The 14,847-nt window shown below is 53.0% G+C and carries 10 protein-coding genes; 6 read left to right on the top strand and 4 right to left on the bottom strand.

All coding sequences use genetic code 11. The features are described 5' to 3' along the window. Both HY774_03105 and HY774_03100 read right to left on the bottom strand, forming a co-directional pair. Positions 1–1,116 (bottom strand): hypothetical protein (locus HY774_03105; protein MBI4747444.1); only part of this gene is annotated, 1,116 nt, incomplete at its 3' end. Between the two features lie 37 nt (positions 1,117–1,153). Continuing rightward, positions 1,154–1,672 (bottom strand): hypothetical protein, encoded by a 519-nt coding sequence (locus HY774_03100; protein ID MBI4747443.1) that lies wholly within the window; start codon positions 1,670–1,672, stop codon positions 1,154–1,156. A 151-nt stretch (positions 1,673–1,823) separates the two neighbouring features. Here HY774_03100 and acs point away from each other — a divergent pair, with 151 nt between their 5' ends. The 3 genes from acs to HY774_03085 are packed head-to-tail and all read left to right on the top strand — an operon-like array spanning position 1,824 to position 8,004. Then, on the top strand, positions 1,824–3,794 hold the full coding sequence (acs, locus tag HY774_03095; protein MBI4747442.1) for an acetate--CoA ligase: 1,971 nt from the start codon (positions 1,824–1,826) through the stop codon (positions 3,792–3,794). 41 nt (positions 3,795–3,835) lie between these two features. After that, positions 3,836–7,141 (top strand): DEAD/DEAH box helicase, encoded by a 3,306-nt coding sequence (locus HY774_03090; GenBank protein MBI4747441.1) that lies wholly within the window; start codon positions 3,836–3,838, stop codon positions 7,139–7,141. After that, complete coding sequence (locus HY774_03085) at positions 7,138–8,004, top strand: SWIM zinc finger family protein (protein ID MBI4747440.1); 867 nt, start codon at positions 7,138–7,140, stop codon at positions 8,002–8,004. Before HY774_03090 ends, HY774_03085 begins: the two co-directional genes overlap by 4 nt. Before the next feature lie 112 nt (positions 8,005–8,116). Here HY774_03085 and HY774_03080 read toward each other — a convergent pair whose 3' ends face one another. Both HY774_03080 and HY774_03075 read right to left on the bottom strand, forming a co-directional pair. Next, positions 8,117–9,295, bottom strand: a complete 1,179-nt coding sequence (locus HY774_03080; GenBank protein MBI4747439.1) for a beta-propeller fold lactonase family protein — start codon at positions 9,293–9,295, stop codon at positions 8,117–8,119. A 433-nt stretch (positions 9,296–9,728) separates the two neighbouring features. Next, positions 9,729–10,619, bottom strand: a complete 891-nt coding sequence (locus HY774_03075; GenBank protein ID MBI4747438.1) for a ferritin-like domain-containing protein — start codon at positions 10,617–10,619, stop codon at positions 9,729–9,731. Positions 10,620–10,986: 367 nt separating this feature from the next. Between HY774_03075 and HY774_03070 the strand changes: the two genes are divergently transcribed. From HY774_03070 to HY774_03060, 3 genes are read left to right on the top strand one after another with little or no spacing between them, the layout of a single operon-like run. Continuing rightward, the gene (locus HY774_03070; protein ID MBI4747437.1) at positions 10,987–11,724 is read left to right on the top strand and encodes a 2Fe-2S iron-sulfur cluster binding domain-containing protein; all 738 of its coding nucleotides are present in this window, start codon (positions 10,987–10,989) and stop codon (positions 11,722–11,724) included. Beyond that, a complete protein-coding gene (locus HY774_03065; protein ID MBI4747436.1) occupies positions 11,721–12,716 on the top strand; it encodes a xanthine dehydrogenase family protein subunit M in 996 nt (331 codons plus the stop codon). Before HY774_03070 ends, HY774_03065 begins: the two co-directional genes overlap by 4 nt. Further along, positions 12,713–14,845, top strand: coding sequence for a xanthine dehydrogenase family protein molybdopterin-binding subunit (locus HY774_03060; protein ID MBI4747435.1), 2,133 nt, complete (start codon positions 12,713–12,715; stop codon positions 14,843–14,845). The genes HY774_03065 and HY774_03060 overlap by 4 nt, the downstream gene beginning before the upstream one ends. The last annotated feature ends 2 nt before the right edge of the window (positions 14,846–14,847 follow it).

The raw sequence follows: 14,847 nt of genomic DNA, 5'->3' as shown, positions 1-14,847 counted from the left end.
GCTAACCCACGTTTTTGTGGGTAACAGGTAAAACAGCTCAAAACAGGCCATTTTTAGGGCTTTTGGACTCATTTTTGAGCTTACCCCACAAAATCCGGGGGGATTAGCAGGGTTCAGGGTTTGAAAATCACGGTTCGGAGTTGAAGCGGTTGGTAAAGCAAAGATATCAACCGATAAAATCCCTGATTGCAACAGTTCTTGGGTTTCGGCAAGCTGGTTGGGTGTGTTGTAAAAGGTTGGAAGCGCCGTATTTGCTCCTGGCCAGCGATGGGATGGCAGGCCGTTGGTTTCCGGCATGTGGCAATCCTGGCAGCTTTGTCGGTCACGGCGAGCCAGCGGTTGAACCGTTTCATTTGAAAAAGCCGATTGTTGCCATTCGTCATAAATCGCGAATGAGCGCAGCCACTTCCGCTGGTTGAGTTCCGGGACGACCGCTGCTTTGTGACAGGCGGCGCAGAATTCAGGGGTTTTCAACAAGGGGCGCATCATCGCCCGGCGATGGGAAGGAATGTCCTCCAAAATCTCACGGTCAGTCACATCAGCCAGCCGTGCGCCATCAGCGGTTTCAAGCAGCGCCGGTTTGTCAATCACGTAACTCCCGATGCCGGTGGTGTTCGTTGACACGATGCTGTGACAGACCGAACAACTGACTCCTTCCTCATCAAACGGACGGGCAAAGGTCGCTTTTTCTGAGAGTGCTCCGGAAAACAGCGCCACCGGGTTGTGGCAACTCTCGCAGTGGCGGGTGACGGCAATCTTTCGGTCTCGGATCAGGTGCTTGACATTGGTCTGGTAGAACGGTTCGCGGAAGGAATTGCGATGCGCCGACTCGCTCCACTGGGCATGGGCTTCGGTGTGGCAACCGGCACAACGGGCCGCTGGGATAAATTCTTCCTGTTTGATAAACCCACCCGAAACCGTCGCAGCATTGGACGGCGCAAACAGGTTGTCTCCATAGGGAAGTTCATAGTGGTGCGAAGTTGCCTGTTCTTCAGCCATTGTCCCCGCATTGACCGGAAGCGGGTTGGAAATATTTGAAAACATTCCCGTTTGCACAAAGAGCCAGATAGCAGCGCACACCGCAACTACGGCGATTCGGAAGAGTGTTCGACCCATAACCCATTGTTTCCAGGAGACTTCAACGTTGGTGAACTCATCTACACCCGATCTTCAGCCGGGCACGACAAGCACTTTCCGACAGTTTCGAGAATGGCAAAAGAAAAACCGACCGCCTGAAGGCGGGACTCTCAACTGTATTCACCTGAAAGTGAAGTCTGACTTGAGGAAGTGTTCCTTGCTGACTGAAGAATAACCAACCGGCAAAGCAGCTTGGGTTGCCCAGGTAAAAACCCTGACAGGTGCAGGTGGCCAAAATAAAATCTGCAGGTGTCACCATAAAGTTCCCATCTCTTATCGTCAAGTATTTTTTCAGGAGTTTTCCCTTTTTCTTCAGCCGTGCAATGGAACTTTTTCCTTCCCTAAATTTTTCTGTGATGGATCCCTTCAAAATGGGTTGAAACTTCATGAGTTCAGCCTGCGCAGCCTGAACCTGAATTTCCAGCTTGTTCCACAGAAACCCATCACGGAAAAATCTACGGCAGGAATCATTTTCTGAAATGCTGACAGCAGAACAATCGGTGAGTGGATGATGTGAATGATGAAAGGTGGTCAAGTGGCCACCTTCTTTTTTTGGGGTGACCGGCCTGTGTTGAACTCCTCACTTTTCAAAGGGGTTGCTCTTTGCCGGGCAACTGCGATAGTTTTTGCCACCGCTTCATTCCTTCCAGCATTTCAAGACTACCAACCAGAGAGGATCGCCGTTTATGGGTAACCCCGTGCCCGATTCGCCACATTCCGGCATTGAATCAGTTCTCAAAGAAGATCGTTTCTTTTCCCCCTCAATCGAATTTTCAGCCCAGGCTCACATTGGGTCAAAAGAAGTATATGACCAGTTGGTGGCTGAAGGAGAACGGGATCCAGAAGGATTCTGGGCCCGGGCGGCGAAAGAGTTACACTGGTTTCGCACATGGGACCAGGTGCTCAAATGGGAATACCCGCACGCCGAGTGGTTTGTGGGCGGCACATTGAATGTGGCCTATAACTGCCTTGACCGACACCTCTCTGGCCCGCGCCGCAACAAGGCCGCTATCATCTGGGAAGGCGAACCGGGTGAAATTCGGACGCTGACCTACCAGCAGCTTTATACCGAAGTCTGTCGCTTTGCCAATGTGCTCAAACGCCTGGGGGTGAAAAAGGGCGACCGGGTGGCGATTTATATGCCGATGATGCCCGAAGCCGCCGTTGCCATGCTCGCCTGTGCCCGGATTGGAGCGCCACACACGGTTGTCTTTGCCGGATTTTCCGCCGACGCACTCCGCGACCGAATCACCAACTGTGGCTGCGTGGCCGTGATTACGGCGGATGGCGCCTTTCGCCGTGGAAACGAAGTGGCCCTTAAACCCGCCGTTGATCGAGCCATTGATGAATGCCCATCCGTTCAAAACGTCGTGGTGCTCAAACGAACTGGCACGAAAATCCATATGGAACCAGGGCGCGACCACTGGTGGCACGAATTAACTCCAACGGTTTCAAATACTTGTCCGGCTGAAGAACTCGACAGCGAGCATCCGCTCTATATTTTGTACACTTCGGGCACAACTGGAAAACCAAAGGGAATTCTGCACACCACGGGCGGCTATCTGACCCAGGTGGCGCTGACCTCAAAAATTGTTTTTGACCTGAAAGAAACCGATACCTACTGGTGTTCGGCGGATATCGGCTGGGTCACCGGGCACAGCTATGTGGTCTATGGTCCACTTGCCAATGGCGCCACGGTGTTTATGTATGAAGGCGCGCCCAACTTTCCGCAGCCAGATCGCTTCTGGGAAATCATTGACCGGCATCAAATTACGATTTTTTACACGGCGCCCACAGCGATTCGGGCCTTTATCAAATGGGGTGAACAGTGGACCTTTAAGCACGACTTAAATTCATTGCGGCTGCTGGGAACAGTTGGTGAGCCAATCAATCCTGAAGCCTGGATGTGGTATTCAAAAGTGATCGGCAAAGGCCGGTGTCCGATTGTGGATACCTGGTGGCAGACCGAAACCGGCGCAATTTTGATCACCCCCATTCCAGGCGTGACGGCGACCATGCCCGGCACGGCAACCAGACCATTTCCGGGTCTGAGCATTGAAATCCGAACCAAAGAAAACAAACCGGTCGGACCAAACGAAGGCGGCTATCTCGTCATTACCAAACCCTGGCCATCAATGCTACGCACGCTGTGGGGCGATGATGAGCGGTATGTAGCTTCCTATTGGAGTGAAATCCCCGGCGTGTACTTTGCCGGAGACGGCGCCCGCCGTGACAGCCATGGCAATTTCTGGATTATGGGCCGCGTGGATGATGTCGTGAACGTCAGCGGTCACCGCCTGGGTACGGCTGAAGTTGAAAGCGCGCTGGTCTCACACCCAGCCGTGGCTGAAGCCGCCGTTGTGGGCCGACCAGATGAACTCAAAGGACAGGCAATTGCGGCCTTTGTCACGCTGGAAGGTACATTTTCGGCTTCGGAAGAACTGAAAAAAGAACTTCGCGAACACGTCACCAAAGAAATCGGTGCCCTGGCTCGGCCTGATGACATTCGATTTACCGATTCACTTCCCAAAACTCGAAGCGGAAAAATCATGCGACGCTTGCTGCGTGAAATTGCCAGCGGCAGTACGACGGTTGGCGACACGACCACGCTTGAAGATATGTCAGTCCTCGAACGACTTCGCGAGGACGAAGAATAACCCTTTGGAGTGCTGCGGCTCGACACCGCTTTGGATTTGCTATGCTCGTTCTTCACGCCCTCTGGTCATCCCAAAATCGGCTTTGTCTCTGGGGAGAGTCATCCATCAAACTTTCCCCGCCCAAACCCGGCAAGGCCAGCTCTCGGAAAGCTCAATCCGCCACAAATACTCACCCCTTTGCGGCTGAAGTCGAAATGATTGCGAACGCAATTACCTGGGTGTCGTTGGCCGATGCTGCCCCCCAACCAGGAGCTACGGGAAAACATCGCCTTTCAGCTTTGGGCAATGGGTATGCCCATATCTCCAGTCACCTGGAGGTTTTCCTTCCAACTGCTGGTGAACACCCGTTGCCTTCCCCATCCCTTCTGTTTTCAGACCAGACTGATTTGCCTCTACCGCCAGTTGGACTCAGCCCCTGGAAGATCCCAGTTGTCACAATTGACCCTTTGCTGGCCTTTGAACTTTTATTTCGGCTGCCGGGCCGGCCTCCGACGGGATATGTGTTTGGGAGTTCAGTCAACTATTTTTCCAGGCTGGCAAAGTTTGCCCTGGAACTTGTGACCAGAGGCCGCGTGCTCCCTGTGATTCGCCAGCAGGCCGCTGAGTATTCCGCGTTCTGGCAACCGATTTTGACAGCGCCAGAAGATGCCGAACGAATCAAGATTCTGGTGGATTCCCTTCCGGCCCTGTGTCGGGCTGAAGTTGCTTCAGGGCAAAAGGGTGAAACACCTCCTTCACATCTGGTCCGGTCAGCCTTGCATCACCTGGTGGATGCCGGAGTCCGAATGCTCCTTGAAGATTTTTCAATGGACCTGCCATCAAACCGCCAGATAGCCGAAGCTGTACCGGCAGTAGCTTGGTTGCATGGGTTGATGAATCCACATCCGGTGATTCCCACCTCGCCGGCCACCATTGAAAAGCTGAAGAAAACGGTTGACTCCTGGCACCAATCCGGGGCCGCCAGCCACAAAGGCGGACTCACGACCTGTTTTCGGCTGGTTGAACCAGTCGCGGTCACCGCTGAACCTCAGAAGAAAGCCAAAAATCAGCCTGACCCGGATGCCTGGCGACTCGAATTTCTGCTCCAGGGCCATGAAGATAAAAGCTTACTGGTGCCGGCGGATCAGGTTTGGAAAACCAAAGGCAAGGTCCTGCGGTTTTCGACGATTGAACTCCAGAACCCACAGGAAAAACTGCTGGCTGATTTGGGCCGCGCCCTGCGGATCTTTCCCGAACTTGAACCTGCATTGAAAACCGCCCGTCCGGTTTCCGTGTCGCTGGCCGCACCTCATGCATATCGGTTTCTGCGCGAAGCCGCCCCAGTCCTTGAACAATCGGGGTTTAGCGTTTTGATACCCTCCTGGTGGACCAAACCAACCGCCAGACTGGGCGTCAAGATGGTGGCCAAATCCAAAAAAGCGCCGCGCTCTGCCACACCTGGAGTTTTGGGATTTGACGGCATTGTTGACTATAACTGGAAGCTTTCACTGGGTGACGAAGAGCTTTCTTATGACGATTTTGTCAAACTGGCCAAATTGAAAATGCCGCTGGTGCAAATTCGCGGCCAATGGATTGAACTCAAACCAGATGAAGTTGAACGGGCTCTGGCGTTCTTTCAAAAGCGAGCAATTTCCGGCGAAATGCCCCTCACCGAAGTCATGCGGCTGGGTCTCGGGGTTGACGCCGCCAAAATGGGTCTGCCGGTGTTGGGCATTGAGGCCGAAGGCTGGTTAAAAAATGTTTTGAATGAGGCCAGCGACCAGCAACTTGAAATGTTGCCGACTCCCCCGGATTTTGGCGGGAAGTTGCGCCCATATCAGGAACGGGGGCTTTCGTGGCTGGCGTATCTGGGCACGCTTGGGCTCGGCGCCTGTCTGGCTGATGACATGGGACTCGGGAAATCGGTTCAATTGCTCTCGCTGCTGGTCCACGAACGCAAAGCGGCGGCTTCAAAATCAAAAAAGCCTGTCACCTTCCCGCCAACCCTGTTGATTTGCCCAATGTCGCTGGTCGGCAACTGGCAACGCGAAACGACCCGGTTTGCGCCAATGCTCAAAGTCCACGTCCATCACGGAGCGCACCGCACCACGGGGCCAGAGTTTACCCAACTCGCAGAACAATCCGATCTGGTATTGACCACCTATGCGCTGGCGGCTCGGGACCGCGAACTCCTGGCGGATGTCAACTGGGCGCGCATTGTGCTCGACGAAGCCCAAAACATCAAAAATCCAGTGGCCAAACAAACCCAGGCCGTTCGCAGTTTGAAGGCACCGCAACGGATTGCCTTGACCGGAACACCTGTCGAAAACCGACTTTCGGAACTCTGGTCCATTTCAGAATTTCTCAACCCTGGCTTGCTTGGCTCGGAAAAGAATTTTCAATCAACCTTTGCCTTGCCAATTGAGCGTTTTCAGGACGAATCCAAAGCGGCCCTGCTCAAAAAATTGACGGCGCCGTTTATTCTGAGACGACTCAAAACCGATAAATCCATCATTTCCGACCTGCCTGACAAGATTGAAATGAAGAGCTACTGCAATCTGACCCAGGAACAGGCGTCGCTTTATCAGGCGGTGGTCAATGAAATGCTGGAAAAAATTGAAAAGAGCGAAGGGATTGAACGCAAAGGCAATGTGCTGGCAACTCTCTTGCGGCTCAAACAAGTCTGCAACCATCCGGTACAACTGATTCAGGATGGTTCATCCATTGAAGGACGCTCTGGAAAACTCGCCCGACTCGAAGAACTGCTTGAAGAAATCCTCGATGACGGCGACCGGGTGCTGTGTTTTACCCAGTTCACCGAAATGGGCAGCATGCTGAAAACCTATCTGCAGGAACGGTTTGGCCGTGAAGTACTGTACCTGCACGGTCAAGTCAGCAAGGCCAATCGTGATCGCATGGTTGAGCAATTTCAAAAGCCCACGGGACCGCCAATTTTTCTGCTCTCGCTCAAAGCCGGAGGAACGGGCCTCAATCTGACCAACGCCCAGCACGTGATTCACTATGACCGCTGGTGGAATCCCGCTGTCGAAGATCAGGCCACTGACCGGGCGTTTCGTATCGGACAGGTCCGCAATGTTCAGGTTCGAAAATTCATTTGTGTCGGAACGGTCGAAGAACGCATTGACCAGATGATTGACCAGAAAAAACAACTCGCCGAACGCATCGTCGGCACTGGCGAAGGCTGGGTCACCGAACTTTCAACCGATCAACTCCGCGAATTGATTTCGCTGTCTGAAGATGCCGTGGCCGAAGCCGAAGCCGCAACCCAACCGGCGACCAAAGCCAGATCCAGTTCGAAAAAAGCCGTTTCCAAACCCTCGAAAACCAGAGGAGGTCAAGTGGTATGAGTTACTGGAATTATTACCCGAAGCCCTCCAAACCCCGCGAAGCCAAAGGCGGCATCAAAGCTAAAAGTAAGCGGGGTGACATTGGTGAAACCTGGTGGTCCAAACGCTTTATCAAATTGCTGGAATCGTTTGATCTTGGCGGGAGACTGACTCGCGGAAAAACCTATGCCCGCAAAGGACAGGTCCTGAACCTCGGGATTGAGCCCGGTGAAGTCACCGCCAAAGTCCAGGGCTCGGCGCGGACTCCCTATAAAGTTTCGATCCGGATTCAGCCGTTCACCGAGCGCCAATGGCAGGACGTTGAGATCGCTCTCGCCCAGCAGGCGCTGTTTATGGCCAAATTACTGAACAATGAAATGCCAAACGAGATCGAACAGGCATTTAACGCGTGCGGATTGAACCTCTTCCCGGCTTCGGCCCGAGAAATCAAGACGAATTGTTCCTGCCCTGACTCTTCAAACCCGTGCAAGCATATTGCCGCCGTGTATTACATTCTGGCGGAAAAGTTTGACGAAGATCCGTTTGAAATCTTCTTCTGGCGCGGGCGTTCGCAGGAAAAACTCATTACAAACTTACGAAATCTTCGGGGTGCGGATGATGAACCCGACCCAACACCGGAACCAATTATCGAAGCGGTCGAACAGTTTATCCCGTTACCTCAGACACTCAACAACTTTTGGGACATGGGCGAATCAGCGGCCAGACTCCAGTTCAAACCGCAGGCAACCAAAGTTCCAGATGCCATTTTGAAGCAACTTGATCCGCTCCCGCTTGAAATTAGTGGTGTGCCTGTAACCGACATATTATCAGAGCTCTATGAAGTGTTTACCAGTCAGGCGGAGAAGAAAGCCTTTAGCGAGTAGCGAAGTAGAACTTTTCAGATAAATATTTCCTGGGAGCGCCGGCATCCTGCCGGCAACTAATTGAAAATCAACCATTTGGTGCCGGCAGAATGCCAGCGCTCCCAGGTATTCATCACAGCCGGGCAGCTAACCCGTTACAGGTAAACGGAATCCCTGAAATTGTCGTGACAAAGGTCAAGGCGCCAGTGGTCTGGTTGACTCGATATAATTGAATTGTTTGAGGTGCGGTGGTCAATAATGATGCCCGATTTAACGAATACAAAAACTGGGCACCACTGCCATCACGCGGGCTGAGTCCCAAATCAAACGGCCACTGGTCAGTTTGAGCCGCCACGGCCTGACCAACCGTAATTGCCCCAGTTCCAGTGTTTGCATCAAATCGGGAAATCGAGCGCGACAACGGATTGCTGGCATAGACAAAACGAGAATTAAACGTGGCCACAACCCGTGCCGTGCCTTCCTGGCCCGCGGCTTTGATGTTGCGGCTGACGGGTGTCACGCTGCTAAAAGCAGGATTTGTAAAATATGAGTTCACATTTCCGAGTACACTGTCTGCACTGAACACAAACCCCAACCGGTTGAAAGTAATCCCCAAGGGTGAAATTCCTGGCGTTGGATTTGGAATCGCAAACCCTGGACGTCCAGTTGAATCGAGCGAATATGCTGTAATCACATTGGCTGTGCGTTCGGTGACCACCACCAGATCATTGTTCGGAGACACCGCAATTTGAAATGGCTGGGCATTGGTTGAAAGGCTTCGAGCCGCATTGCTCAATTCGACCAACCCGTTGGATGTAATTGAAAAAGCTGTAATTGAACCCCCTTGCCCAGGAAATCCGGCAAAGAGCACATAGGCTTTGTTGGTCGAGGAAATGGCAACGCCAATGGGTTGAATTCCAGGAATGGCTCCAGTGGTCCCGGCTGGCTGGCCGGTCAGTGTCAAATTTCCATTGTTCTGGTTGACACTAAAGAGCGAAACATTGTTGCTCCCTGGGTTGACCGCCACCAGAAACCTTCCATCGGGACTCAATGCCAGCGGCGCCGGAGCATCCAGAAAGGTTCCCGTTCCAGAACCACCAGTGGCAAATCCAACCTGGCGAAAGGGTTTTCCCTCACGTTGTAAGAGTCTCAAAACTGAATTATTTGTGGCATTACTGAGTGTGTAAACGGTGTGGATGATTGGAAGCGCCGCTTCTGGGTCAATTTGAGCTGAGGCTGACTGCGAAAAAGTGGAAAGTATGGAAAGAACTGAAATAACAATACAAATTCCGAACCTGAACAGTTTTTTCATTGAAGTGAAATCCCCTGACGACAAAAATCGAAATAGAATTAAACTCTCCCTAAACTCCATTTGAAGGATAAAGATAAAACCCAGGTATTCCATTGATTTTCATATGGTTATTCCAATATTCAAATCAGAGAATAGACTATCATAAACACAATTAATTGTTTCTTTATCGAGAAACAATTGATGTGCTATGTAAAGCTGGATTTTGGCGCGAACCAGAAAAACTCGAAGAGTAAAAATGTGCTGGAATTCAGAAAAGTTTGGAGTCGGGGGCTGTTACGGGAGAGAATTTTGGATTGGATTTCACCAGGCTGAAAAAAGTAAAAGTTCAGAGCATCGTTTTCAGACGTGAGCGTTTCTGACCCAGGTCTTACCGGTCAAACTCACATCGGAAGGCCGTACCCTGAACTTTTTTTGGTAAAGAGAATTTGATGAATCAGGCTGGAAACATTGATCTTACGGCGTTCCAGGCGTCTGTACCGATACGTCCCAAAATCGAATCATCTTTGAGTTGCTGGCCAGTGACCAGTCGGCTGATATCATCGGAAATCTGGTCGCGCATCCGGGGTGAAGAAACCACATTGGAGACAAATTCCCAGCGGGCTTTGGCCAGTGGAATTGGGTCCGCCGCCCGCAGAAATTGTTCAATCACATATCCGGTGCGTTGTTCGACCGGGAGTTCCTGGGCAATATCGAGGATTCGCCCAAACCGCCGAATCGGCGCCAGCGGCATAATGTCGAGCGATGTTTCATAGGCGGCGGTTTCAATCTTGTTGAATTTCACCTGTGCCTGCTTTACCTTTTCTCCCAACCCACGCTTTTGAAAGTCCTTAATGTAGTCATTTCCCCACCGAACGTGTCCAGCCTCTTCGTTCTTGATCTGGTTGAGGACGGAATAATGTTTGTGGTCTTCACCCATCGCCGCCACGTGGAGTGCAAAGCTTTTCAAGCCGCGTTTTTCAGTCACGTTGATCCCGACGATGATTTCCACTTCATCGGGCGTTGAGTCGTCGGTGATTCCCATCGTCAATGCTTCAAATTCATCAACATAGCGCAAACCTGCTGGTTCAGTGGGCGTCGCGCCCATATCGGCCATCATGCCGGCAATCATCTCGGCATGGCGAAACTCATCGGCGGCATGTCCAACCAGGTGTTCTGAAAGTGCCGGCAGGTCTTTTTCAAGCCGTTTGGAAAGGTCAGCAATGGCGGTCGCGCCTTGAAATTCTGAATAGTAATAAAGATTGAGCGTCGCACAGTGCAAATCAGGGTCGTTGACGACGCGCTTGAAAATCTGATTCAGGGCTCTATCGCGCTGTGTGTCGGGCATGGGTGCAATTCCTCCCAGGAAAAATCTGAACGTGGATCCGTCTTTTAGGGGTGCTGGGGGGTAATCAACGGGGGCGGATGAATGGGAAAATGGATTGTAAATGCCTCCGCCGGCATTCGACCAGCGGGATTGGCATAATTTTCCCAGCCCCAACACTCCACGAGTCGGAAAGCAGGTTGGACAAAGACAGGTTTGGTTCCCTACTCTGATGGCATTCGCCATAAAAACCTCTTGAAGTTTGGTCTTCCCGTTAGTACCAAACTTCAAGAACTAACTTCTTTTAAATCAATTTTTTCCCCCTCAACTCTTCACACCTCCAACTGCGGCCAAAAAAACGCAGATTGGTTTCCGACCGGAGTGAAAACGAATGGAAAACCAGGAAAAAGCTGTACCCAAGGCTTCCCGTCGCAAGTTTCTCAGCCAGGCGCTGACAGCGGCAGGATCCGTGGTTGTTGCCCCAACGCTGATTGAATCGGCGACGGCGATTGGCGCGGAAGCTCCACCATCGCCAGTTCCCGTTGCCCCATCAACCGCAGGTGAAATCTCGGTTACCTTGCACATCAACGGTGCCAAAAAGACACTTTCCGTTGAACCACGTGTCACGCTGCTTGACACACTTCGCGAACGACTTGAGCTAACCGGCAGCAAAAAAGGCTGTGACCACGGTCAGTGCGGTGCCTGCACGGTCTTGATTGACGGCCAGCGCGCCTATTCCTGCCTGTGTCTGGCGGTGATGCAGGAAGGAAAAGAGATTGTAACCATCGAAGGTCTGGCCAAAGGTGAGGTCCTGCACCCTGTCCAGGAGGCATTCATTCACCAGGATGGATTTCAATGCGGCTATTGCACACCGGGTCAGATTTGCGCTTCGGTGGCGCTACTCGATGAAATCAAACGTGGGTGTGCCAGTGCGATTACCCCCGATTTGTCGAGTCCGCCGCAGTTGAGCAATCTTTCCGAAGCTGAAATCAAGGAACGCCTGAGCGGAAACCTGTGTCGGTGCAGCGCCTATAACGGCATCGTGGCTGCCGTCCAGCAGGCTGCCGGTCATACACCACCATCCGCCGCAGCGCTTGTGCTGGGTGCGACCGCAAAGGAGGGTGCATGAACAACTTTGGATATGTTCGCGCGGCATCCGTCAAAGATGCCATTGACCGCTCGGCTGGTGACCCGAAAGCCATGATCATTGCTGGTGGCACCAATCTGGTGGACCGAATGAAGGTTTTCCTGGATGAACCTTCACAACTCATTGATATTTCACGACTTGAACTGAAAAAGATTGAAAAGACCGCTGACGGTGGATTGCGAATTGGTGCTCTGGTGACCAACACCGAAGTCGCCGACCACGCCGAGGTCAGGGCTCAGTACCCGGTGCTGGCGCGTTCGATTTTGTCAGGGGCGTCACAGCAAATCCGGAACCTGGCGACGGTTGGCGGGAATTTACTCCAGCGAACGCGCTGCCCCTACTATTATGACACCGCCTTTGCCTGCAACAAACGGATGCCAGGTAGCGGCTGTCCGGCGGCGAATGGAGTCAACCGTGGCCATGCCATTTTTGGCAATAGCGAGCACTGTGTCGCGGTTCATCCGTCAGATATGTGCGTGGCGTTGGCGGCACTGGATGCAGTGGTCGAAGTCGAGGGTCCAAAAGGACCGCGAAAAATTGCGTTCGGTGAGTTTCATCGGCTGCCAGGTGATACACCCAACCGGGACACTAATCTGGAACCCGGCGAACTCATCACAGCGGTGACAATTCCAGCCTCGCCATTTGCCAAAAGCAGCGTCTATCTCAAACTGCGGGATCGGGCGTCGTATGCGTTTGCTCTGATTTCGGTCGCCGCCGTGCTGGATATGTCTGGGAAGAAAATCAAAACCGCCCGGCTTGCCCTGGGCGGCGTGGCCCATAAACCCTGGCGTACAACCGAGGCCGAAGCCTTTTTACAGGGCAAAGCGGCAGATACAGCCACATTCCAGAAAGCAGCGGAACTGGCGCTCAAGGGCGCGAAACCACTGTCCCACAACACATTTAAGGTTACTCTGGCCAAACGGGCGATTGTTCGTGCATTGACGATTTCGGCCAAAGGAGGAGGTGTCGCATGACCAAAGTGATCGGAACTTCCGTCAGCCGAACCGATGGATTGGCCAAAGTCACCGGCACGGCCACATATGCTGCCGAGCATCAAATTCCTGGACTGGTTCATGGGTATCTCGTAACCGCCAGCATTTCGGCAGGTCGAATCAAAAACATTGACACCAAAGAAGCTGAAAAAGCCCCTGGCGTGATCGCGGTGTTTACCCATCGCAATCCGCCCAAAATGTTTATGCCGGCCAATGACTTTATGAATTCACGAATTTATGAAGCCCGGTTGCCGCTCTCAGATGATAAAGTCCACTATGCCGGTCAAATCATTGGAGTTGTCGTGGCTGATACGCTGGAACGAGCCCGTCACGGGGCCCATCTGGTCAAGGTTGACTATGACATGGCGAAACCCGTGGTATCGGGCAAGGACACCAGTTACAAAGAAGCATCCTCAATGTTTGGCGAAGAACTCAAGTTTCAAAAAGGCAGCTTTGAAACCGGGACCTTCGCGGCTGGTTCGGCCAATGCGGCTGCGAGAGTGGAGGCGGTCTACGGCACGGCCACCGAACTTCATTCCCCAATGGAGCCGCACGCCATCATCAGCCACTGGCATTCGGACGGGTCCTTGACTGTGTACGAACCATCCCAGTGGGTCTATGGCACGCAACGAACCTATGCCGATTTGTTTGGAATTGCCCCTGAGAAAGTGCGGATTGTAACGCCCTTCATCGGCGGTGGGTTTGGTTCAAAGGCGTTTCCCTGGCAGCATTCCGTGTTGTGTGCCGCCGCCGGGCGAGCCATTGATCGCCCGTTGAAACTGGTGGTCACGCGTCGGCAAATGACCGCCAACACGGGACATCGGTCAGAAACAGAACAAACCGTTCGACTGGCGGCCACCGCTGATGGAACCCTGACCGCGATTGAACATCTGGCGAAAACCTCAACTTCACCGGTTGAAACATTTGCTGAACCCTGCACCGGCATCACGCCGGTGATGTACAAAGCACCCAATCTGCGAACCCAGCAGGAAATCGCCGTTCTCAATATTGGAACGCCGACGTTTATGCGGGCTCCGGGCGAAAATCCAGGTCTGTTTGCGCTGGAATCCGCGATGGACGAACTTGCCTGGGCACTCAAAATGGATCCAATCGAATTGCGCCTCAAGAACGAAACGACCGAGCATCAACAGCGAAAAATGCCTTTTTCTTCAAAGTTTTATGCTGACTGTCTCAAAGTCGGTGCCGAGCATTTTGGCTGGAAAGATCGTCCCAAAGTGCCTCGTTCACTGACCAGAGAAGGAAAACTGATTGGCTGGGGTGTTGCCGGCTCGACCTTCCCTGGACTTCGAATGCCCGCGACGGTCAAAGTCCGGCTGCTGGCAAATGGCACGGCTGAAGTTTTGACTGCGGGCAACGATATGGGCACCGGGGCTTACACGGTCGTGGCAATCACCGCGGCTGACGCGCTGGGGATTCCAGTCGAGAAAATCCATGTCCAGATGGGTGATTCTCGACTTCCAGATGGCGGGCTGGCTGGAGGTTCCCAAATGACGGCGACCCTGGCGCCAGCCGTAACGGCTGCCTGTCAGGCGGTGTTGAAACAGGCCAAAGCCAGTTCCGCCTCCGAAGCCTTTGACGGACTCAAAAAGTCAGGCCGTGGCGCCGTTGAAGCGACGGCAACCTCTTCACCAGGTGCAGAAATGCGGAAATGGGCATTCCAATCGTGGGGGGCACATTTCTGTGAAGTGGCCGTGGATGAGGAAATTGGCCGCTTGCGAGTCACCCGCTGGCACGCGGTGATGAACATTGGTCAGGTCATCAACAGCAAAGCCGCCGCGAGTCAGGTCCGGGGTGCAGTGATTATGGGCATCGGTCAGGCGCTGATGGAAGAATGCGTCTTTGATCCAAACCTTGGAAATCCAGTGGTCTATGATCTGGCCACCTATCACTTCCCGGCCCATGCCGACATTCCACGCATTGAAGTCACGTTTGTCGGAGAACCCGACTTAAACTTTAATCCTTCCGGCGCCCGTGGGGTTGGGGAAATCGGCATCACCGGCGTTTCCGCCGCCGTGGCCAATGCCGTCTACCATGCCACCGGCAAGCGGTTGCGAACGCTTCCGATTACACCGGAAAAATTGATTGGGTGAGT

The organism is Acidobacteriota bacterium, assembly GCA_016208495.1.
Lineage (GTDB): Bacteria > Acidobacteriota > Blastocatellia > Chloracidobacteriales > Chloracidobacteriaceae > JACQXX01.
The sequence above is the reverse complement of the archived record's forward strand: the minus strand, read 5'-3'. Positions and strand labels throughout refer to the sequence as shown.